Below are 20,806 nucleotides of genomic sequence, written 5' to 3' on the forward strand. Positions count from 1 at the left end.
GGGGCCGTTCGGTGTGCTCGGGTATTTCGGCGTTAGCCGGCTGCTACGAAGTTTCCGATTGACGCCAAGACCTCTCTCGGCACGGACAAGCTCCCTCTCCCTTCAGGGAGAGGGCTGGGGAGAGGGTGCTCTTCGCAAACTCCTGTCGCGAACCCCATTCGCGAGCAAGCTCGCTCCTACAGGAGCAGGCCCTGCGCACAGCCAAGAAAAAACCGCCCCTCGGGGCGGTTTCTTCAGTGGCTGGCACTCAGCGGTTGCGCGTCAGCAGCGCCGGGCGTTCGCCCTTGTCGCGGCGCGGTTCCAGTTCTTCCAGTTGCTCGGCGGTGGGGAAGCGGTCGCCGCGGACCAGGTCGCGCTTGTTGATCACCACCGGCTGGCGGGTCGGCTTGGCGGCGCCGTACTCGCTCGGCTCGCGCAGCGGCGCATCGCTCATCAGCGAGGGTTGGCCCTTGCCGCCGCGCTTGCGGGCGGCGCGCTGCTTGCCCTGGGCGTTGCCGCCCTGGCCGCCGCGGGCCTGGCCGTTGGCGTTCTTGCCACGAGGGCCCTGGCCGCCCTGGCCGGTGCCTTTCTGACCCGGCTTGCCCTGCTTCTGGCCTTGACCTTGGCCCTGAGCCTGGCCGCGGGCACGCTGGCCTTGGGACGCCTGGCCCTGGGGCTGGCCGCCGCGACGGCGCTGGCCGCGTTGCACGTCCTTGTCCGGGAAGGGGCTGACGTAGTCGGCGCGGTTGCCGAAGTTGTCGTAGTCGTCGTCGAGGAATTCCTCGGGGTCGCGGTCGTTGCTCTGCGCGGCCGGCTTGGGTGGCCTGGGCTGCTTGGCCTGGCCGTCGCCGCGCTGGGCCTGCTGGCCCGGCTGCTGGTCGCCCTGGGCCTCGCCCTTCTTCTTGCCGCGGCCGCCACGACGGCGGCGCTTGCCGGCCGGCTTGTCGCCCTGCTCGGCGCCCGCTTCGGCATGGGCTGCCTCGGCGGCGGGTTGCGCCTGCTGCGGCTCCTTGTCCCTGGGCTTGCGCTCGCGTTTGGCCTTGTCCTTGCGCGGCTGGCGCTGGGGCTGTTCCTTGGGCTCGGGCAGGGCCACTTCCGGCAGCACCGCCTCGGGGTCGAAGCCCTGGGTGTCGCCGGCGGGAATCTGTTGCCTGGTCAGGCGCTCGATGGCCTTGAGCAGCTTTTCCTCGTCCGGGGCCACCAGCGAGATGGCCTCGCCGCTGCGCCCGGCACGGCCGGTGCGGCCGATGCGGTGGACGTAGTCTTCCTCGACGTTGGGCAGCTCGTAGTTGACTACGTGGGGCAACTGGTCGATGTCCAGGCCACGGGCGGCGATGTCGGTGGCCACCAGGATGCGCACATCGTTGGTCTTGAAGTCGGCCAGGGCCTTGGTGCGCGCGTTCTGGCTCTTGTTGCCGTGGATCGCGGCGGCCGGCAGGCCGTGCTTGCTCAGGTACTCGGCGAGGCGGTTGGCGCCGTGCTTGGTGCGGGTGAAGACCAGCACCTGCTCCCAGGCGCCCACGGTCACCAGGTGCGCCAGCAGGGCGCGCTTCTGTACCGAGGGGATGCGGAACACGCGCTGTTCGATGCGCTCGACGGTGGTGTTCGGCGGGGTGACCTCGATGCGCTCGGGGTTGTGCAGCAGCTTGTTGGCGAGGTCGGTGATGTCTTTCGAGAAGGTCGCCGAGAACAGCAGGTTCTGGCGCTTGGGCGGCAGCTTGGCGAGGACCTTCTTGACGTCGTGGATGAAGCCCATGTCGAGCATGCGGTCGGCTTCGTCGAGGACCAGGATCTCCACGCGGGAGAGGTCGACGCTGCCCTGGCCGATAAGGTCGAGCAGGCGGCCGGGGCAGGCCACCAGCACGTCGACGCCCTTGGACATGGCCTGGACCTGGGGATTCATGCCGACGCCGCCGAAGATGCAGGCGCTCTTCAGGGGCAGGTCGCGGGCATAGACCTTGAAGCTGTCGTGGACCTGGGCGGCCAGTTCGCGGGTCGGCGTCAGCACCAGCACGCGCGCCTGGCGCGGGCCGTGGCGGTGTTCACGGTCGGGGTGGCCTTCGGGGAACAGCCGCTCGAGCACCGGAAGGGCGAAGCCACCGGTCTTGCCGGTGCCGGTCTGGGCCGCGACCATCAGGTCGCGACCTTGCAATACGGCGGGAATCGCCCGCTCCTGGACAGGGGTGGGCTGGCTGTAGCCCGCCGCCTCTACTGCGCGGGCCAGCGCCTCGGAGAGACCGAGGGAGGAAAAGGACATGCGGGGTATTCCTATATGAGCCGGCGGCTGGCCGGCGAATGTGAAGTCACCAAGTTCTTCGAACTCCTCTGTACCCTCGTTCCCGTGGCGGGAAGAGGGACGGCGCGGGGCGCTGCGTATGCACCCATGGCCGAGCTACTGGCAGGGGCCCTCGCGGGCTCCTCCGGGGGCCGGCGGCAAGGGCCGCCGGCCTGGGGTTTGCGCCCGGCCCCGGAAGGGCAGAGGCGCTGCCAGCGCCGGCCTGCCGTTCAGAGCAGGTCCTGCTGGCGTAGGTGCTGGCGTATCTCCTTGAGCCTTGGGCCGAGGAGATGGCGCAACACCTTGTGGTTCAGCCATTCACCGAGCTGCTCTTGCACCGGCTGGTCGGGATGGCGTGCGATGACGTTGGTCGCGGCCTTTTCCCACCAGACGGGGCCGCAGGCCCGGTCGAACTCGTTGTCGTAGTCGTGGCACCCGTAGAACAGCTCCAGGCTGAACTGGCGCATCGGGACCGGCAACGGCAGTGTTCTCAGCTTGTACAGCAGGCGCGCGGCACGTGGTGGACGCGGCAGGCGGTCGGTCACCAGCAGGGTGTCGTCGAGAGCCAGGGGGCTGAGAAGGGACGTTCGGTGCTTGTGCAGCCAGGCCTGGACTTTCGCCCGGAACAACTGCTTGCGGCTCCAATAATGGTGGATGAGGTCGGTACAGCCGACCGGTTCCAGTTGTCTGTAGGCCGCAATCGCCAGAACGAACTCTTCAAGATTATAGGCTGCGCGGGCAATTGGGTAGAGGTCATCCATCAATTCCAACGAACGGTCGAGTACGAGGGCGTCTTCGCGGGTCAGCCCGATCACCCCGGAATTGATCAGCGGCGTCCGTTCGTCGGCCAGCCCGCGGGCCTTCAGGGGCTCGATCAGTTGGCGATAGACGGGCGCCTGCGAGTCGCCAAGCCGGTGCCGCACGGCGTTGCACAGCAGGGCGCCGGGCCGCACCTGGGCGAACAGCCGGGCCGGCGATACGCGGAAGAAGGTGTCGGTGTCGATCAGCACGGCGGCGGGCAGTTCGTCGAGCGCCTGGCGCAGGGCCACGTGCTTGGCGCGGAAGTGATAGCCGTGGGGCCCGTACCAGCCGGCCAGGGTGCCTGCGTCGATGTGGCGCACCCGCACCGGCAGCCCTGCGTAGGGGGCGCCGTCATCGGTGACGACCTGGATGTCCAGGCGCAGCTGCGGCGTTTCCCGTGCCCGGGCGATGGCGCTGGCGATGCTGAACAGGGCTTCCTGATGGTAGGTCTGGCGACCGTACACGAGGTAGATCAGAGAGGGGGCATGTGCCATGCCATGTGCAACCTCTAGCGTCCTGGCCGGTGAACCGCCGCCCGTGGCGGGCGGCGGAACGCCGTTGCGCTAGCGGGGCAGCTTCAGGTTTTTCCACAGTGCCAGGCTGGGGTCGGCCTGGTTCAGCGTGTAGAAATGCAGCCCGGGGGCGCCGCCGTCCAGCAGACGTTCGCACATCTCGGTGATCACCTGCTCGCCGAAGGACTGGATGCTGGCGATGTCGTCGCCATAGGCTTCCAGCTGCTTGCGGATCCAGCGGGGGATTTCGGCGCCACAGGCGTCCGAGAAACGCGCCAGCTTGGAGTAGTTGGTGATCGGCATGATGCCCGGGACGATCGGGATGTCGACGCCCAACTTCTGTGCACGCTCGACGAAGTGGAAATAGCTGTCGGCGTTGAAGAAATACTGCGTGATTGCACTGTCAGCACCGGCCTTGACCTTGCGTACGAAATTGGCCAGATCGTGCTCGGAATTGCGTGCCTGCGGATGTACTTCCGGGTAGGCAGCGACCTCGATGTGGAAGTGGTCGCCGGTCTCGGCGCGGATGAACTCCACCAGCTCGTTGGCGTAGCGCAGCTCGCCGCTGGCCATGCCCATGCCCGAGGGCAGGTCGCCGCGCAGGGCGACGATGCGGCGGATGCCGGCGTCCTTGTAGTGGGCGAGCAGGGCGCGCAGTTCGGCCTTGGTGTCGCCGACGCAGGACAGGTGCGGCGCGGTGGGGACGTTCACCTCGCCGTCCAGCTGCAGGACGGTGACCAGGGTGCGGTCGCGGGTGGAGCCGCCGGCGCCGTAGGTGCAGGAGAAGAAGTCCGGCTTGTAGCCGGCCAGCTGGCGCGCGGTGGCCAGCAGTTTTTCATGCCCGGCTTCGGTCTTGGCGGGGAAGAACTCGAAGCTGAAGCGGCGATCTTGGGACATGGCTTTTTCCAAGCTTGAAGCTTGAAGCCTGAGGCTGGAAGCGGAGCCGCCAGGGCTTCCAGCTTCCAGCTTCCGGCTTTCGGCTTAGTAGCGGTAAGTATCGGGCTTGAACGGACCTTCGACGGTCACGCCGATGTACTCGGCCTGTTTCGGCGTCAGTTGGGTGACCACGCCGCCGAAGCCGCGGACCATCTCCAGGGCGACTTCCTCGTCGAGCTTCTTCGGCAGCACTTCGACGCTCAGGCGCTTGGCCTTCTCGGCGGCCGGCTGGTCGGCGAACTTGCGCTCGAACAGGTGGATCTGCGCCAGCACCTGGTTGGCGAAGGAACCGTCCATGATGCGGCTCGGGTGACCGGTGGCGTTGCCCAGGTTCACCAGGCGGCCCTCGGCGAGCAGGATCAGGTAGTCGTCGTTGTGCGGATCGAAGCCGTCCTTGCCGGTGCGGTGGATCTTGTGCACCTGCGGCTTGACCTCTTCCCAGGCCCAGGTCTTGCGCATGAAGGCGGTGTCGATCTCGTTGTCGAAGTGGCCGATGTTGCAGACCACGGCGCGCTTCTTCAGGGCCTTGAGCATGCCGGCGTCGCAGACGTTGACGTTGCCGGTGGTGGTGACGATCAGGTCGATCTTGCCCAGCAGGGCGGCATCGACGCTGGCCTCGGTGCCGTCGTTCAGGCCGTTCTTGTACGGCGAGACGACTTCGAAGCCGTCCATGCAGGCCTGCATGGCGCAGATCGGGTCGACTTCCGAGACCTTGACGATCATGCCTTCCTGACGCAGCGACTGCGCCGAGCCCTTGCCCACGTCGCCGTAGCCGATCACCAGCGCCTGCTTGCCCGACAGCAGGTGGTCGGTGCCGCGCTTGATGGCGTCGTTGAGGCTGTGGCGGCAGCCGTACTTGTTGTCGTTCTTGCTCTTGGTCACCGAGTCGTTGACGTTGATCGCCGGGACTTTCAGGGTGCCGGCCTTGAGCATGTCGAGCAGGCGGTGCACGCCGGTGGTGGTCTCTTCGGTGATGCCGTGGATCTTCTCCAGCATCGCCGGGTATTTCTTGTGCAGGATCTCGGTCAGGTCACCGCCGTCGTCCAGCACCATGTTGGCGTCCCACGGCTGGCCGTCCTTGAGGATGGTCTGCTCGATGCACCACTCGTATTCCTGCTCGGTCTCGCCCTTCCAGGCGAACACCGGGATGCCGGCGGCGGCGATGGCGGCGGCGGCCTGATCCTGGGTGGAGAAGATGTTGCAGGACGACCAGCGCACTTCGGCGCCGAGGGCGACCAGGGTCTCGATGAGCACGCCGGTCTGGATGGTCATGTGGATGCAGCCGAGGATCTTGGCGCCTTTGAGCGGCTGGCTGGCGGCGTACTTGCGGCGCAGGCCCATCAGTGCCGGCATCTCGGACTCGGCGATGATCAGCTCGCGGCGGCCCCAGGCGGCCAGGGAAATGTCGGCGACTTTATAGTCGGTGAAACCGGCAGGCGTCATGACAGCGCTCATGCGTAACTCTCCATTCGTTGTCTGCGAATGGGCGCCGTTGATGCGTTAACGGCCGGCGGACGCCGACCGGGACGCGCCCCGTCCGAGCCTGACAAGCCTTGGCTTGCTGCAGCGCCCCTCGGAACGGGTGGCGGGAACGGCCGGAGCGGAGCCGGCCGGTGAAGCCTGCGGATTATAGCGATGCCGGGCGGCAAGCCAAAGGTTTTCCGTCGTCCGCCGGGCGGCGCCCGCGCCAGGGGCCGTGAATACCCTGGCGCGGGCGCCGCGCCGAACTCAGATCACGCCCTGCTCGCGCAGCTTGCCGATGGCGGCGGCGTCCAGGCCGAGCACGCTTTCGAGGATCTGCTCGGTGTGCTGGCCGAGGGTCGGCGGGGCGTTGCGGTACTCGACGGGGGTCTGCGACAGGCGGATCGGGCTGGCCACCTGGGGCACGGTCCCGGCCAGCGGGTGCGGCAGGTCCACGCGCAGGCCGCGGGCGATCACCTGCGGGTCGGCGAACACCTGGGCCAGGTCGTTGATCGGCCCACAAGGCACGCCGGCCTGCTCCAGCGCGGCGATCCACTGCGCGGTGGTGCGCATCACCGTGGCCTGGCGGATCAGTGGGATCAGCACGTCGCGGTGGGCGACCCGCGCCTTGTTGCTGGCGAAGCGTTCGTCGTCGGCCCATTCCGGGTGCCCGGCCAGTTCGCAGAATTTGCGGAACTGCCCGTCGTTGCCGACGGTGAGGATCATGTCGCCGTCGGCGGTGGGGAAGTCCTGGTAGGGCACGATGTTCGGGTGGGCGTTGCCCAGCCGGCGCGGCGGGATGCCGGTGGTCAGGTAGTTCAGCGTCTGGTTGGCCAGGCAGGCCACCTGCACGTCGAGCAGGGCCATGTCGATGTGCTGGCCGATGCCGCTGACGTCGCGGTGGGCGAGGGCGGCGAGGATGGCGGTGGACGAATACAGGCCGGTGAGGATGTCGGTCAGCGCCACGCCGACTTTCACCGGGCCGGCGCCTTCTTCGCTATCGGAGCGCCCGGTGATGCTCATCAGGCCTCCCAGGCCCTGGATCATGAAGTCGTAGCCGGCGCGCTTGGCGTAGGGGCCGGTCTGGCCGAAGCCGGTGATGGAGCAGTAGATCAGCTTCGGGTTGAGCTGCTTGAGCGACTCGTAGTCCAGCCCGTAGCTCTTCAGCCCGCCGACCTTGAAGTTCTCCAGCACGATGTCGGCCTTGGCCGCCAGCTCGCGCACCAGGCGCTGGCCCTCGGGCCGGGTGAAGTCGATGGTGAGGGATTTCTTGTTGCGGTTGGCCGACAGGTAGTAGGCCGCCTCGCTGGTGTCGCGGCCCTCGGCGTCCTTGAGGAACGGCGGGCCCCAGGCGCGGGTGTCGTCGCCGCTGCCGGGGCGTTCGATCTTGATCACTTCGGCGCCGAGGTCGGCGAGGATCTGCCCGGCCCAGGGGCCGGCCAGGACACGGGAAAGGTCGAGAACGCGGATATGGGACAGGGCGCCGGACATGGATGACCTCGCAGAGGAGCTGGAAGCGGGAAGCTTGAAGCCGGAAGCCCGCGCCGGAGAGGCTTCCAGCTTCGGGCTTCCAGCTTATGGCTCGTCTTAGAAGAACGCCTGGATCCCGGTCTGCGCGCGGCCGAGGATCAGCGCGTGGACGTCGTGGGTACCTTCATAGGTGTTCACCACTTCCAGGTTGACCAGGTGGCGGGCCACGCCGAACTCGTCGGAGATGCCGTTGCCGCCGAGCATGTCGCGGGCCATGCGGGCGATGTCCAGGGCCTTGCCGCAGCTGTTGCGCTTCATGATCGAGGTGATTTCCACCGCGGCGGTGCCTTCGTCCTTCATCCGGCCCAGGCGCAGGCAGCCTTGCAGGGCGAGGGTGATTTCGGTCTGCATGTCGGCCAGTTTCTTCTGGATCAGCTGGTTGGCGGCCAGCGGGCGGCCGAACTGCTTGCGGTCCAGGGTGTACTGGCGGGCGGTGTGCCAGCAGGCCTCGGCGGCGCCCAGGGCGCCCCAGGAGATGCCGTAGCGGGCCGAGTTCAGGCAGGTGAACGGGCCGCGCAGGCCGCGCACTTCGGGGAAGGCGTTCTCTTCGGGGACGAACACGTTGTCCATCACGATCTCGCCGGTGATGGAGGCGCGCAGGCCGACCTTGCCGTGGATGGCCGGGGCGGACAGGCCTTCCCAGCCTTTCTCCAGGACGAAGCCGCGGATCTGGCCTTCGTCGTCCTTGGCCCAGACCACGAAGACGTCGGCGATCGGGCTGTTGGTGATCCACATCTTGGCGCCGGACAGGCGGTAGCCGCCGTCGACCTTCTTCGCGCGGGTGATCATCGAGCCCGGGTCGGAGCCGTGGTTCGGCTCGGTCAGGCCGAAGCAGCCGATGTATTCGCCGCTGGCCAGTTTCGGCAGGTACTTCTGCTTGGTGGCTTCGTTGCCGAACTCGTAGATCGGCACCATGACCAGGGACGACTGCACGCTCATCATCGAGCGGTAGCCGGAGTCGACGCGCTCGACCTCGCGGGCGATCAGGCCGTAGCACACGTAGTTCAGGCCGCTGCCGCCGTACTCGGCGGGGATGGTCGCGCCGAGCAGGCCGGTCTCGCCCATCTCGCGGAAGATCGCCGGGTCGGTCTGCTCATGGCGGAAGGCCTCCAGCACGCGCGGGGCCAGCTTGTCCTGGGCGAACTGCTGGGCGCTGTCGCGAACCATGCGCTCTTCTTCGGTGAGTTGCTGATCCAGCAGCAGCGGGTCTTCCCAGTTGAAGCTTGCTTTGGTGGCCATCGGGTTACCTCGGGGCAGTGACAGGGTGTCCGACCAGTTTAGGCGGACGCAGTGCGGTCGATCCTAGTCAGCCGCCGACCGGTGCGGCAACCGACTAATTCGCACGCTGTTGTGCTATTTTCTCACTCCGTGATCGCCTGGGCCCCATGAAACGAATGTTTGAATGGCCTGTTTCCCGGGCTTCGCGGATCACGAGATTCCCAAGAGGCATTCGATGCGGCGCAAGATCCCCACCACCGCGGCGCTGGTCAGCTTCGAGTCGGCGGCGCGCCACGAGAGCTTCACCAAGGCCGCCGAGGAACTGTCGCTGACGCAGAGCGCCATCTGCCGGCAGATCGCCGCTCTGGAAGCCTTCCTCGGCGTCGAGCTGTTCCGCCGTTCGCGGCGCGGCGTCAAGCTCACCGAGGCGGGGCTGGGCTACAGCCGGCGCATCGCCGTGCGGCTGGACGCGGTGGAGCGCGACACCCTGGCGGTGATGGGCCAGCAGGGCGGCGGCAGCATCGAGCTGGCGGTGGTGCCGACCTTCGCCACCCAGTGGCTGTTGCCGCGGCTCAAGGCCTTCAAGGGGCTGTACCCGGAAGTCACGGTGAACCTGACCAACCGCACCCGGCCCTTCCTCTTCGCCGACACCGACTTCGACTGCGCGCTGTACTTCGGCGACGGCGCCTGGTCCGGCACGGTGAAGCATTTCCTCATGCGCGAGAACCCGGTGCCGGTGTGCAGCCCCGAGCTGCTCGAAGGCCGCGCCAGCCTCAGCGCCGAGGCGATCGCCGCGCTGCCGTTGATGCAGCAGACCACCCGGCCCTACGCCTGGCGCCAGTGGTTCGGCTCCCTGGGCATGAGCGTCGCCCACGACATGAGCGGCACCCGCTACGAGCTGTTCTCCATGCTCGCCCAGGCGGCCGAGCAGGGCATGGGCGTGGCGCTGATCCCGCCGATGCTGATCCAGCGCGAATTGGCCGAGGGCCGGCTGATCGTGGCGATGCAACATGCCTATTTGAGCGAGCATGCCTATTACCTGATGATTCCCGAGCGCAAGGTGGAGTCCGCCATCGTCCGCGCCTTCCGCGACTGGCTGGTGGAACAGGCGCGCATCTACCGCGAGGAGGCCGGCCTGGGCTGACTCCAGGCAGGACGCGCAGCGGCGATCCGCGCGATAATTGCGCAGCCGGCGGGGCTCGACCCGTCAACTTGCCGACAAGGCATCGCGCTCACGAGGCGCAACCAGCAAGGAGTTCCCATGAATTTCCACACCCGCAAATGGGTAAAACCCGAAGACCTCAACCCCAACGGCTCGCTGTTCGGCGGCAGCCTGCTGAAGTGGATAGACGAAGAAGCGGCCATCTACGCCATCGTCCAGCTGGGCAACCAGCGCGTGGTCACCAAGTTCATCTCCGAGATCAACTTCGTCAGCTCGGCGCGCACCGGCGACATCATCGAGATGGGCATCACCGCCACCGACTTCGGCCGCACCTCGATCACCTTGACCTGCCACGTGCGCAACAAGATCACCCGCAAGAGCATCCTCACCATCGACAAGATGGTCTTCGTCAACATGGGCCCGGACGGCCTGCCGGCGCCCCACGGCAAGACCGAGATCACCTATATCAAGGACCAGTTCAAGGACGGGGACGACCTCGAACCCTGAGCCTGCGGGCCTGCAGCGACGCATCCAGGCTTTGCATCCGCGCGGTTTCGTGTGAGCCTGTGCCCGCCCACGGCGGGTGCGGGCCAAGGCTCCCTCGTCGTACCACCACAGAAAAAGACCGGGGAGACACCATGCAAGCGCCCATCGCATCCACGCTGCGCCGCCTCGTCGCGGCCACCTGCTGCGCCGTCCTGCTGGGCGGCGCCGCCCAGGCCGCCGAGCCCAAGGCCGACCTCAAGCCCGAGGCCGGCACCTTCAAGATGGGCATGCAGCCCTGGCTGGGCTACGGCCAGTGGTACGTCGCCGAGCAGGCCGGGGCCTTCAAGGCCAACGGCCTGGACAAGGTCGAGCTGGTCAACTTCACCGAAGACAAGGATATGAACGCCGCCCTGGCCAGCGGCCAGATCGACGGCGGCAACCTCGCCACCCACACCGCCATGGCCATGGTCGCCGCCGGCCTGCCGGTGAAGATCGTCCTGCTGCTGGACCAGAGCACCAGCGCCGACGCGCTGATCGTCGACCCCTCGATCAAGACGCTGAAGGACCTCAAGGGCAAGCAGGTCGCCTATGAAGAGGGCACCACCAGCGACATCCTCCTGCACAGCGCCCTGCGCAAGGCCGGCCTGAGCCTGGCCGACGTGCAGCCGGTGCCGATGCCGGCGGCCAACGCCGGTTCCGCGCTGATCGCAGGCCAGGTGCCGGCGGCGGTGACCTACGAGCCCTACCTGAGCGCCGCCAGGCAGCAGAACCCGAAAGTGAACCTGCTGTACAAGGGCTCGGACGACCCGGGCATCATCAGCGACGTGTTCGTGGTCCGCGACGAGGTGCTCAAGCAGCGCCCCGGCCAGGTGCTGGCCCTGCTCAAGAGCTGGGAAGCCGGCCTGAAGCACTACCAGGCCCACACCGCCGAAGGCCGCGCGGCCATCGCCAAGGGCGTCGGCGCCGAGCCGGCGGAGCTGCAGAGCGCCTTCGACGGCGTGCGCTTCTATTCCCTGGGCGAGAACAAGGCCGAGCTGAAGGGCGCCTTCGTCAAGGACTCCTTCGCGCACATCCAGAAGGCCGCCAGCGAAGCCGGCATCATCCAGCAGCCGGTGACCCCGGAGCAGGCCGTCGACGCGCGCTTCGCCGAGGCGCTCTGACGCACCCCGCGCGCCGGCCGCAGGGTCGGCGCGTTTTCCCCGTTACCCCGAGCCTCGCATGAACGCCCGTAAACCCTCCCCGCTGTTCGTCATCGGCAAGCCGCTGGCGCGCACCCACCTGCTGCTGATCGGCGGCGGCGTATTCGTCCTGCTGGCCCTGGCCTGGTGGGCGGCCGGCGCCAGCGGCGCGGTGCCGAAGATCTTCCTGCCGGCGCCCGGCGACGTCTGGGCGCGCATGCTCAGGCTGGCCGCCGACGGCACCCTCTGGGCCGACCTGAAGGTCAGCGTCTACCGCATCCTGGTGGCCTTCGCGATTTCCTCGGCGATGTCCATCGTCATCGGCGTGTTCGCCGGCTGCTACGGCTTCTGGAAGGCCGCCACCGAACCGCTGGTGGACTTCGTGCGCTACATGCCGGTGGTGGCCTTCGTGCCGCTGAGCATCCTCTGGGCCGGCACCAGCGACTTCCAGAAATTCCTCATCATCTGGATCGGCACCTTCTTCCAGCAGGTGCTGATGGTGATGGACGCCATCAAGCGCGTGCCGCCGGACTTCGTCGGCCTCGGCCGGACCCTGGGCATGCCCGACCGGCGCATCCTCCTGAAGATCGTCCTGCCCAGCGCCCTGCCGGGCATCTGGGACGCCCTGCGCATCAGCCTCGGCTGGGCCTGGACCTGGCTGGTGCTGGCCGAGCTGGTGGCCGCCACCTCGGGCCTGGGCTACCGCATCGTGGTGTCGCAGCGCTTCTTCCAGACCGACACCATCATCGGCTACATCCTGCTGCTCGGCCTGCTGGGGCTGGTCACCGACCAGGCCATGCGCGCCGCCGAGCGCGTCCTGTTCCGCTACAACCGGAGGCGCGGCTGATGGCGACCCTGGAGATTTCCGGCCTGAACAAGAGCTTCGCGGTCGGCAGAGAGCGCCGCGAGGTGCTGCGCAACATCGACCTGACCCTGGCGGACAACGAGTTCGTCTCCATCGTCGGCACCTCCGGCTGCGGCAAGAGCACCCTGCTGTCCATTGCCGCGGGGCTCGAGGACTTCGACAGCGGCAGCGTCAAGGTCGATGGCGTGCCCATCGCCGGCCCCGGCCTGGACCGCGGCGTGGTGTTCCAGGCCTACACCCTGCTGCCCTGGCTGACCGCGCGGCAGAACGTCGAGTTCGCCCTCAAGGCCGCCGGCCGCTCCCGCGCCGAGTGCCGCGAGATCGCCGCCGAGCACCTGCAGCTGGTGAAGCTGGAGAAGTTCGCCGACGCCTATCCCACGGAGCTGTCCGGCGGCATGAAGCAGCGCGTGGCGATCGCCCGGGCGCTGTCCTACCGGCCGAAGATCCTGCTGATGGACGAGCCCTTCGGCGCCCTGGACGCCATGACCCGCCACCAGATGCAGGAGCTGCTCACGCGTATCTGGGAGACGCACCGGCTGACGGTGATGTTCGTCACCCACGACGTCGAGGAGGCGGTCTACCTGTCCGACCGCATCGTGGTCATGGGCCTGGGCCCGGGGCGGATCAAGACCACCTTCGACGTGGGCCTGCCGCGCCCACGCCGCGAGGAGATGGCCGGCAGCGCCGAGTTCATCGAACTGCAGCGCCAGGTGCTGCGCTCGATCCGCGAGGAAGAGGCCGGCGCCGCGGTGCTCTGAGGCTCACCAGCGGCCGGAGGCCCCGCCGCCGCCGCTGGAACCCCCGCCCCCGCCGAAGCCGCCGCCACCCCGGCCACCGAAGCCGCCCCCGCCGAAACCGCCGCCGCGCCCGCCGCGGAAAAAGCCGGCCGGCAGCAGGAAGAAGGGGTAGGCGATGAGGGCGAAGACGAAGGCGCTGACGCCGTTGTTGACCAGCGCGGCGAAGCTGAAGGTCAGCACCAGGCTGAGCACGCCGGCCAGCACCCCGACGACCACGCTGCACACCACATAGCGGCCGAAGCTGCGCTGGCGCATGAACGGCAGCGGCAGCAGGCGCCCCAGCAGCGGCACGCCGGCCAGCAGGGCGAACAGCGGCAGCAGGCTGCCGGCCGGCAGGCCCAGGTCGTCGCCCTGCGCAGCCTGCTGGGGCTCGGGCAGCGCCTCGCCGTCGATCAGCTTCTCCAGGCTGTCCACCCCGGCCTGCACGCCGCCGGCGAAGTCGCCTTCGCGGAAGTGCGGGACTATCTGCTCGCGGATGATGCGCCCGGCCAGGACGTCGGTGATGGCGCCTTCCAGGCCGTAGCCGACCTCGATGCGCAGGGCGCGGTCGTCCTTGGCCACCACCAGCAGCACGCCGTCGTCCACGCCCTTGCGGCCCAGCTTCCACTGCTCGAAGGCGCGCACCGCGTACTGCTCGATGCTCTCCTCGCCGGTGCTGGGGATCATCAGCACCGCCAGTTGCGCGCCCTTGCGCTGCTCCAGCGCCGCCAACTGCTGTTCAAGGCGGCCGCGCTGCTCGGCGTCGAGGGTGGCGGTGAGGTCGGTGACCCGCGCGCTCAGCTGCGGCACGGCCACCTCGGCCCGCGCCAGGCCCGCGCAGCACAGCAGGGCCAGCGCCAGCAGCCAGGCGCGCATGCTCATTGCGCCGGTTGCGGCTGCGGCGTGCCGAAATCGACCTTGGGCGCGGTGGAGATGGCCGCCTCGTTCTCCACGCTGAAGTTGGCCTTGGGCTGGTAGCCGAAGATCTTCGCGGTGATCACCTGCGGGAACTGGCGGATCAGCACGTTGTAGTCCTGCACCGCCTTGACGTAGCGGCCGCGGGCCACGGTGATGCGGTTCTCGGTGCCTTCGAGCTGCGTCAGCAGGTCCTTGAACAGGCCGTCGGCCTTGAGCTGTGGATAATTCTCGGTGACCACCAGCAGCCGCGAGAGTGCCGAGCTGAGCTCGCCCTGGGCCTGCTGGAAGCGCTGCATGGCCGCCGCGTCGCCGAGCTGGTCGGCATTGAGGGTGGTGCTGCCGACCCTGGCCCGGGCCTCGGTGACCTGGGTGAGCACGGCGGCCTCGTGGGCGGCGTAGCCCTTCACGGTGTTGACCAGATTGGGCACCAGGTCGGCGCGCCGCTGGTACTGGTTGAGCACTTCGGACCAGGCCGCCTTGACCTGCTCGTCGCCGGCCTGCATGGCGTTGTAGCCGCAGCCGGTGAGCAGGGAGACGAGGACGTAGCAGCACAGGAACTTGAGCATTCGGGGCATGGCAGGGGACTCTGGCGATCGCGAAACCCCCAGTCTAGACCAGTCACGCCCCTCGGTGCGGAGCCGCGTGCGCACTTCAGGCCTTTCCGAGGCTTGCCGGGCATGGGGAGCGAGGCGCTAGAATCGCAACTGGTCTATACCAGGAAGCCCCGCCTTGTTCGCCACCGCCCTGGTGCTGCTCGCCGCCGTGCTCCACGCGGCCTGGAACACCCTCGTCAAATTCAGCGCCGACCGTCTGCTGGTGGTGGCCTGCATGGACCTCGTCGGCCTGCTCGTGGCCCTCGCCCTGCTGCCCTGGATCAGCCTGCCGCCGGCCGAGGTCTGGCCCTGGCTGGGCAGCGCCGTGGCCCTGCAGCTGGTCTACCGGGTGCTGCTGATCCAGGCCTACAAGGTCGGCGACCTCGGCCTGGTCTACCCGCTGATGCGCGGCCTGTCGCCGCTGGTGGTGCTGGCGTTGACGCTGCTGGTGGGCGGCGAGCAGCTCAGCGACCGGCAGGTCCTCGGCATCCTGCTGATCCCGCTGGGCATGCTGTTCCTGCTCAAGGGCGGCGGCGGTTCGCGGCTGCCCTGGATCGCCTTCCCCGTGGTGCTGCTGATGGGCCTGTGCATCGGCAGCTACACCTGGACCGACGGCCACGCCCTGAAGCGCTGGCCGCAGCCGCTGGACTACCTGGTGTGGCTGACGCTGCTCTCCGGCGTGCCCTTCCCGCTGCTCGCCCTGGGCGCGCGCACCCGCGCCTTCGCGCGCTTCTGGCAGACGCAGTGGAAGCTCGGCCTGAGCGTCGGCATCTGCGTGATGGCCAGCTACGGCCTGGTGCTCTGGGCCATGCAGCTGGGCTCGGTGGCCGAGGCCGCGGCGCTGCGCGAGACCAGCGTGGTGCTGGTGGTGCTGTTCGGCATGCGCTTCCTCAAGGAGCCCTTCGGGCTGCCGCGCCTGCTGGCGTGCAGCCTGGTGCTGGCGGGGATGCTGGTGATGAAGCTCTGAGCTAGGCGAACAGGCCGCGAGATTGGCCGCTTTGGCGCACGCATCCGCCCGCCGGCCACTGACCTTCGCCTATGCTTGGCGGCAACCTGCCGACTTCCCAGCCGACGAGACCTCCGTCCATGCCCATCGCCTTCTGGTGCATCCTGATCGCATTCTTCCTGCCCTACCTGGGCACCAGCATCGCCAAGTTCACCGGCGGCGGCTTCGGCCCCCGGCAGAACCACGACCCGCGCACCTTCCTGGCCAGCCTGGAGGGCTACCGCAAGCGCGCCAACGCCTTCCAGCTGAACAGCTTCGAGGTCACCCCGGCCTTCGCCATCGCCGTGCTGGTGGCCTACGTGGTGGGCAACGCCGAGCCGGCGACCCTGGATACCCTGGCCATCGCCTGGCTCACCAGCCGCCTGCTCTACCTGATCTTCTACCTCGCCGACCTGGCGCTGCTGCGTTCGCTGGTGTGGTTCGTCGGCATGGCGCTGATCGCTGCCTTCTTTGTGGTCTCCGCCTGAACCGCAGCTGAACGGTTCGCGCATCGCTGCGGCGGATGGCCGCAGGCGGGCGCGCGGGCTCTGGATCAATGCCGGGTAGCGGCGGATAATCCGCCGCTCCCGTGTCTGGCCTGTCCTACAAGAGTCCGCTCATGAAGCTGAAGACCCTGCTCGTCCTGCTGTTGGCCGGTGCCGCCCTGGCCGGTTGCCACCGCCTCGATCCGAATTCTCCGCTGGCCAAGCGCCAGGCGATCTTCAAGCAGATGCTCCACGCCAGCGAGGACATGGGCGGCATGCTGCGCGGCCGCGTGGTCTTCGACGCCGAGAAATTCCGCGCCGACTCGGTCAAGCTCAACGAGCTGGCCGGCCAGCCCTGGCAGTATTTCCCCACCAGCAAGCCGACCGACGAGGGCGGCGACAGCCGCGCCAAGGACGAGCTGTGGCAGCGCCAGCTGGAGTTCCAGGCCGACGCCAAGACCTTCCAGCAGGCCGCCGCCGCGCTGGAGGCCAACACCCGCCAGGCCACCCCGACCGCCGACGGCGTGCGCAAGGACCTGGCCGCGGTGGAAGATGCCTGCGAGGCTTGCCACAAGAAATTCCGGGCGCTCTGACGGGCGCTCCGTTTTTTGTAGGAGCGAGCTTGCTTGCGAACGGTGTTCTGCCGATGGGGCGGTGCGCATCCTCAAGAGCGCCCTCTCCCTAACCCTCTCCCTGAAGGGAGAGGGGACCGTTCGGCGTGTGCTGATGTTTCGGGGTTAGCCGGCCTGTACCGAGCCCCCGGCTGACACCAGATCCTTTCTCGGCACGGACAAGCCCCCTCTCCCTTCAGGGAGAGGGCTGGGGAGAGGGAGCGGAGCCGAACCAAAACACCGAGGCCGCCTGGAAACGCTGTTCGCGAGCAAGCTCGCTCCTACAGGTAGCCAGCCAGGCAACCACCCCCACTCACTCCTCCAACTCCCGCTTCGCCTGCTCCAGCTCCGCGCGGGCCTCGGCCAGCTTGTCCTTGCGCTTCTCGATCTTTTCCGCGTCGCCCTTGTTCATGGCCTTGCGCAGGTCGCTTTCGCGCTGGCTGACTTCGCGCTCGGCGTCCAGCACGCGCTGGGTGCGCTTTTGCGTCAGGCTGCCGTCGGTGCAGTAGGTGCGGGCCTTTTCCAGGGCGGTTTCCAGGCCGGCGATGGCGCCCTTGTCGCCGCGGGCGCGGGCTTCTTCCAGCTTGCCGGCGATGGCCGCCTGCTTGGCGGCGCAGCCGCTCAGGGGCTGCTCGGGTTGCGCGGCGAAGGCGCCGGTGCAGAGCAGTGCGGCGAGGCTGAGGGTAATGGATCGGAACATTCTCGGGTCCTGCGTTACCAAATGAGATATCGATGCTGACGAACGTCTAGAGTTTGCCATTAAGCGCGCGCGTGGGGGTTGCCCCATGGCAGTCCGCGGCCTGGTCGATCCATTGAACGCGCTCCGTCGGGCGGAGCGGGGGAGGCTGGATGCGTATCGCGATTCGCCTGGTTCAGACGCTGATCCTGCTGTTGCTTGCGGCCCTGCTGGTGGGCGCCTGGTACCTGCTGCCCGGCGAGCAACTGCGCCCGCCGATGCTCACCGGGGTGAGCGAGGACAGCTCCCTGCGCGCCGGCGGCCTGCGTCGCGGCTACGTGCTCTACGTGCCGCCCAGCCTGGCGCCGAACCCGGCGCTGCTGGTGGTGCTGCACGCCTCGCGCAGCAACGGCCAGCTGATGCGCCGCGACAGCGGCTTCGGCTTCGACGCCCTGGCCGACCGCGACGGCTTCCTGGTGCTCTACCCCGACGGCTTCGAGGGCCACTGGAACGACTGCCGCAAGGTGGCCAGCTACAGCGCGCGCGCCCGCAACATCGACGACGTGGCCTTCCTCACCCGGCTGGTGCGGCGGATCCAGCGCGAGCGCCAGGTGGACCCGCAGCGGGTGTTCTTCGCCGGCTACTCCAATGGCGGGCAGATGGCCCTGCGCATGGCTGCGGAGTCCAGGCTGCCGCTGGCCGGCATCGCCCTGGTGGCGGCCAGCCTGCCGAGCGCGGCGAACGACGCCTGCAGCGAGTCGCAGCGGGCCGTAGCGGCGCTGCTGATGAACGGCACGCGCGACCCGATCAACCCCTACGGCGGCGGGCGGGTGAAGCTGTTCGGCTTCGGCGACCGCGGCGAAGTGCTCTCCAGCGAGGCTTCGGCCGGCGAGCTGGCGCGGCGCAACGGCATCAGCGCGCCGGCGCAGCGCGAGCCGCTGACGCGCCCCGGCCCGGTCTGGTCGGAGCGCTGGCAATGGCGGGGCGAGGGAATGCCGCCGGTGGAACTGGTGAGCGTGCACGGCGGCGGCCATCTGTTGTCGCAGCCGGGCTATCGGCCGCCGCGCCTGTTCGGCATGGCCGACCCCGAGCTGGACGGGCCGGCGGAGATCTGGCGCTTCTTCAAGCAGTTGCCGGTGGCTCAGACTTCCACGGTGCCGTAGGCGTCGAAGCCGCCCTTCTCGCCCGGGTAGCCGCCCGGGTTGGCCACCACCCGGGCGCGGCCGATGCGGTAGTCCAGGGCGTCGTGCACGTGGCCGTGCAGCCACAGGTCGCATTGCTGCACCAGATGCTCCAGGTCCGAGGCGAAGGCCGGCGACAGGCTGTCGCCGACATATTGCGGCGGAATGGAACGGGCGCTGGGCGCATGGTGGGTGACCACCACGGTCGGCCCGGCGAAGGGCTCGGCCAGCTGCGCCGCCAGCCAGTCCCGCGAGGCCTCGAACAGTTGCTGGCTGAGCGCCGGGGTGAAGGGCGCGGTGAACCAGTCGATGCAGCTGAAATCGGGCATCAGGCGCAGCGCGCGTTGCAGCGTCAGCGGCAGGGTTTCCTCGCCGTAGAGCAGGAAGTCCGTCCACAGGGTGGCGCCGAGGATGCGCACGCCGTCGATGACCACCGCGTCGTTCTCCAGGAAGTGGATGTCCAGGGCGCGGGCCAGGTTGCGCATGGCCTGGGTCAGCTCGGGCAGGTCGGAATGGTAGAACTCGTGGTTGCCGGCGACGTAAACCACCGGCGTGTCGGGGAAGGTCTCGCGGGCCCAGTGCAGGCCCTGCAGGTGCTCATGGATGTCGCCGGCCAGCACCACCAGGTCGGCGTCCACCGCGGGCAGCTCGCGGCGGCCGCCGAAGTGCTCGTGGTGCAGGTCGGAAAGGACGCGGATACGCATGCGGGTTGTCTCCTGGCCGGGTCCGGCATTGTGCGGCACGCCCGCGGCCTTGCCCAGCGCTTGACCTGGGTCATGGCAAGGCCGAACAGCGGAAAATTCCCATACGAACTTCAGGGATGATTAAGGCCGCGCGCCCAGTCTCGGACCAGGCTCGCAACCAGGGAGGCCATATGAAGTTCGTAGGCATCGTCATCGCCACCGTGTTGGCGGCGTTCGGGCTGGCGCTCGCGCTCGATCCGCCGGCCACTTTCGATATCTGGGTCCTGCGCAAGCAGGCCATCCTGCTGAGCGGCGTCGTCGCCTTCGCGCTGATGTCGCTGATCATGCTCCTGGCGGTACGCCCGGCCTGGCTGGAGCGGCCGCTGGGCGGGCTCGACCGCATGTACCGGGTGCACCGCTGGGCGGGCATCCTGGCCATCAGCCTGGGTCTGCTGCACTACCTGCTGGAGCTGGGCGGGCCGCTGCTGGCGAAATTCGTCGCCAAGCCGGCGAAGGGGCCGCGGGTGGAGACCTTCCTCGAGGTCTTCCGCGGCTCGGCCAAGGAGCTGGGCGAGTGGTCGGCCTGGCTGCTCGCCGCCATGCTGGTGCTGACGCTCTGGCAGCGCTTCCCCTACCACCTGTGGCGCTACGTGCACAAAGCGCTGGCGCTGGTCTATCTGGTGCTGGCCTTCCATGGCGTGGTGCTGGCGCCGGCCGGCTACTGGGCGCAGCCGCTGGGCTGGCTGCTGGCGCTGTGCGCGGCGCTGGGTTCGGTGTGCGCGCTGATTGCCCTGAGCGGACGCATCGGCCGGCGGCGCACGCACCAGGGCGTGGTGGTGGCGGTGGCGCGGCCCGGCGAGCGCATGCTGGAAGTCACCTGCCGGCTCGGCCGCAACTGGCGGCACAAGGCTGGGCAGTTCGCCTTCCTCACCTGCGACCGCCTGGAGGGGCAGCATCCCTTCAGCATTTCCAGCGCCGACCAGGGCAACGGCGAGGTGCGCTTCAGCATCAAGGCCCTGGGCGACTACACCCGGCGCCTGCAGGACTCTCTGGCGCCGGGCGATGCGGTCAAGGTCGAGGGGCCCTATGGCTGCTTCGACTTCCGCCGCGGCGGCGAGCGCCAGGTGTGGATCGCCGGCGGCATCGGCATCACGCCCTTCCTGGCCTGGCTGGAGGCGCTGCAGCAGCACCCCGCCGATGCGCCGGAAGTGGAGCTGCACTACTGCGTGCGCAGCCCTGCCGACGCCATCTATGCTGGGCGCCTGCGCGAGCTGTGCGACGGCCTGCCCAGCGTGGCGCTGAAGGTCCACTACAGCGCCGAAGAGGGCTACCTGCGCGGCGACGACCTGAGCATGGCCCCGGACGCCTCCGGTCGCTGGCCGAGCCTGTGGTTCTGCGGCCCGCAGGGCCTGGCCGACCTGCTGCGGCGCGACCTCGGCCGGCGCGGCATGCCGGCGCGCAATTTCCACCAGGAAGCCTTCCGCCTGCGCTGAGG

Annotated in this window: 20 protein-coding genes and 1 riboswitch; of the genes, 10 read left to right on the forward strand and 10 right to left on the reverse strand. The window is 68.6% G+C overall.

All coding sequences use genetic code 11. The annotated features are described in order from the left end of the window. Positions 1 to 247 precede the first annotated feature (247 nt). From RN02_RS03895 to RN02_RS03920, 6 genes are all read right to left on the reverse strand, one after another. Positions 248 to 2,236 carry a DEAD/DEAH box helicase gene (locus RN02_RS03895; RefSeq protein ID WP_043313150.1) on the reverse strand — a complete coding sequence of 663 codons (1,989 nt, stop codon included), beginning with the start codon at positions 2,234 to 2,236 and terminating at the stop codon, positions 248 to 250. 248 nt (positions 2,237 to 2,484) lie between these two features. Next, complete coding sequence (locus tag RN02_RS03900; protein ID WP_043313151.1) at positions 2,485 to 3,549, reverse strand: hypothetical protein; 1,065 nt, start codon at positions 3,547 to 3,549, stop codon at positions 2,485 to 2,487. 69 nt (positions 3,550 to 3,618) lie between these two features. Continuing rightward, a complete protein-coding gene (gene metF / locus RN02_RS03905) occupies positions 3,619 to 4,464 on the reverse strand; it encodes a methylenetetrahydrofolate reductase [NAD(P)H] (protein ID WP_043313153.1) in 846 nt (281 codons plus the stop codon). An 84-nt stretch (positions 4,465 to 4,548) separates the two neighbouring features. Then, entirely contained in the window at positions 4,549 to 5,958 is a 1,410-nt protein-coding gene (ahcY, locus tag RN02_RS03910; protein ID WP_043313154.1) for an adenosylhomocysteinase, read from the reverse strand. A 22-nt stretch (positions 5,959 to 5,980) separates the two neighbouring features. Beyond that, a riboswitch (S-adenosyl-L-homocysteine riboswitch) is annotated at positions 5,981 to 6,084 on the reverse strand. Positions 6,085 to 6,231: 147 nt separating this feature from the next. Continuing rightward, positions 6,232 to 7,455, reverse strand: coding sequence for a CaiB/BaiF CoA transferase family protein (locus RN02_RS03915; RefSeq protein ID WP_043313156.1), 1,224 nt, complete (start codon positions 7,453 to 7,455; stop codon positions 6,232 to 6,234). A 96-nt stretch (positions 7,456 to 7,551) separates the two neighbouring features. Continuing rightward, positions 7,552 to 8,733 carry an acyl-CoA dehydrogenase gene (locus RN02_RS03920; protein ID WP_009613692.1) on the reverse strand — a complete coding sequence of 394 codons (1,182 nt, stop codon included), beginning with the start codon at positions 8,731 to 8,733 and terminating at the stop codon, positions 7,552 to 7,554. A gap of 214 nt (positions 8,734 to 8,947) precedes the next feature. Between RN02_RS03920 and RN02_RS03925 the strand changes: the two genes are divergently transcribed. From RN02_RS03925 to RN02_RS03945, 5 genes are all read left to right on the forward strand, one after another. Next, positions 8,948 to 9,856 (forward strand): LysR substrate-binding domain-containing protein, encoded by a 909-nt coding sequence (locus tag RN02_RS03925; RefSeq protein WP_043313158.1) that lies wholly within the window; start codon positions 8,948 to 8,950, stop codon positions 9,854 to 9,856. Between the two features lie 117 nt (positions 9,857 to 9,973). Next, a complete protein-coding gene (locus RN02_RS03930; RefSeq protein WP_009613689.1) occupies positions 9,974 to 10,381 on the forward strand; it encodes an acyl-CoA thioesterase in 408 nt (135 codons plus the stop codon). A gap of 131 nt (positions 10,382 to 10,512) precedes the next feature. Beyond that, positions 10,513 to 11,520, forward strand: coding sequence for an ABC transporter substrate-binding protein (locus RN02_RS03935; protein ID WP_009613687.1), 1,008 nt, complete (start codon positions 10,513 to 10,515; stop codon positions 11,518 to 11,520). Positions 11,521 to 11,578: 58 nt separating this feature from the next. Then, entirely contained in the window at positions 11,579 to 12,385 is an 807-nt protein-coding gene (locus RN02_RS03940) for an ABC transporter permease (RefSeq protein ID WP_009613685.1), read from the forward strand. Then, complete coding sequence (locus RN02_RS03945) at positions 12,385 to 13,161, forward strand: ABC transporter ATP-binding protein (RefSeq protein WP_043313159.1); 777 nt, start codon at positions 12,385 to 12,387, stop codon at positions 13,159 to 13,161. The genes RN02_RS03940 and RN02_RS03945 overlap by 1 nt, the downstream gene beginning before the upstream one ends. A 3-nt stretch (positions 13,162 to 13,164) precedes the next feature. On the opposite strand, the gene RN02_RS03950 is transcribed toward RN02_RS03945, so the two are convergent. Both RN02_RS03950 and RN02_RS03955 read right to left on the reverse strand, forming a co-directional pair. Further along, the gene (locus RN02_RS03950; RefSeq protein WP_236695151.1) at positions 13,165 to 14,055 is read right to left on the reverse strand and encodes a TPM domain-containing protein; all 891 of its coding nucleotides are present in this window, start codon (positions 14,053 to 14,055) and stop codon (positions 13,165 to 13,167) included. A 2-nt stretch (positions 14,056 to 14,057) separates the two neighbouring features. Next, complete coding sequence (locus RN02_RS03955) at positions 14,058 to 14,672, reverse strand: LemA family protein (RefSeq protein ID WP_009613681.1); 615 nt, start codon at positions 14,670 to 14,672, stop codon at positions 14,058 to 14,060. A gap of 154 nt (positions 14,673 to 14,826) precedes the next feature. On the opposite strand from RN02_RS03955, the gene RN02_RS03960 reads away from it, so the two are divergent. From RN02_RS03960 to RN02_RS03970, 3 genes are all read left to right on the forward strand, one after another. After that, complete coding sequence (locus RN02_RS03960) at positions 14,827 to 15,657, forward strand: EamA family transporter (protein ID WP_043268436.1); 831 nt, start codon at positions 14,827 to 14,829, stop codon at positions 15,655 to 15,657. Positions 15,658 to 15,776: 119 nt separating this feature from the next. Next, the gene (locus tag RN02_RS03965; RefSeq protein WP_043313163.1) at positions 15,777 to 16,163 is read left to right on the forward strand and encodes an MAPEG family protein; all 387 of its coding nucleotides are present in this window, start codon (positions 15,777 to 15,779) and stop codon (positions 16,161 to 16,163) included. A gap of 131 nt (positions 16,164 to 16,294) precedes the next feature. Further along, positions 16,295 to 16,753: a c-type cytochrome gene (locus tag RN02_RS03970; protein WP_009613678.1), complete on the forward strand. Its 459-nt coding sequence runs from the start codon at positions 16,295 to 16,297 to the stop codon at positions 16,751 to 16,753. Between the two features lie 331 nt (positions 16,754 to 17,084). On the opposite strand, the gene RN02_RS03975 is transcribed toward RN02_RS03970, so the two are convergent. Next, positions 17,085 to 17,471, reverse strand: a complete 387-nt coding sequence (locus RN02_RS03975; RefSeq protein WP_043268440.1) for a DUF1090 domain-containing protein — start codon at positions 17,469 to 17,471, stop codon at positions 17,085 to 17,087. Positions 17,472 to 17,620: 149 nt separating this feature from the next. Here RN02_RS03975 and RN02_RS03980 point away from each other — a divergent pair, with 149 nt between their 5' ends. Continuing rightward, a complete protein-coding gene (locus RN02_RS03980) occupies positions 17,621 to 18,610 on the forward strand; it encodes an alpha/beta hydrolase family esterase (protein ID WP_043313165.1) in 990 nt (329 codons plus the stop codon). Here the strand turns inward: RN02_RS03980 and RN02_RS03985 are convergent. Further along, positions 18,589 to 19,332, reverse strand: coding sequence for a metallophosphoesterase (locus tag RN02_RS03985; RefSeq protein ID WP_043313167.1), 744 nt, complete (start codon positions 19,330 to 19,332; stop codon positions 18,589 to 18,591). The genes RN02_RS03980 and RN02_RS03985 overlap by 22 nt on opposite strands. A gap of 170 nt (positions 19,333 to 19,502) precedes the next feature. Between RN02_RS03985 and RN02_RS03990 the strand changes: the two genes are divergently transcribed. Next, positions 19,503 to 20,804, forward strand: a complete 1,302-nt coding sequence (locus RN02_RS03990; protein WP_043313168.1) for a ferredoxin reductase family protein — start codon at positions 19,503 to 19,505, stop codon at positions 20,802 to 20,804. The last annotated feature ends 2 nt before the right edge of the window (positions 20,805 to 20,806 follow it).

Origin of the sequence: Pseudomonas sp. PI1 (assembly GCF_000812405.1) — a bacterium.
Lineage (GTDB): Bacteria > Pseudomonadota > Gammaproteobacteria > Pseudomonadales > Pseudomonadaceae > Pseudomonas > Pseudomonas citronellolis.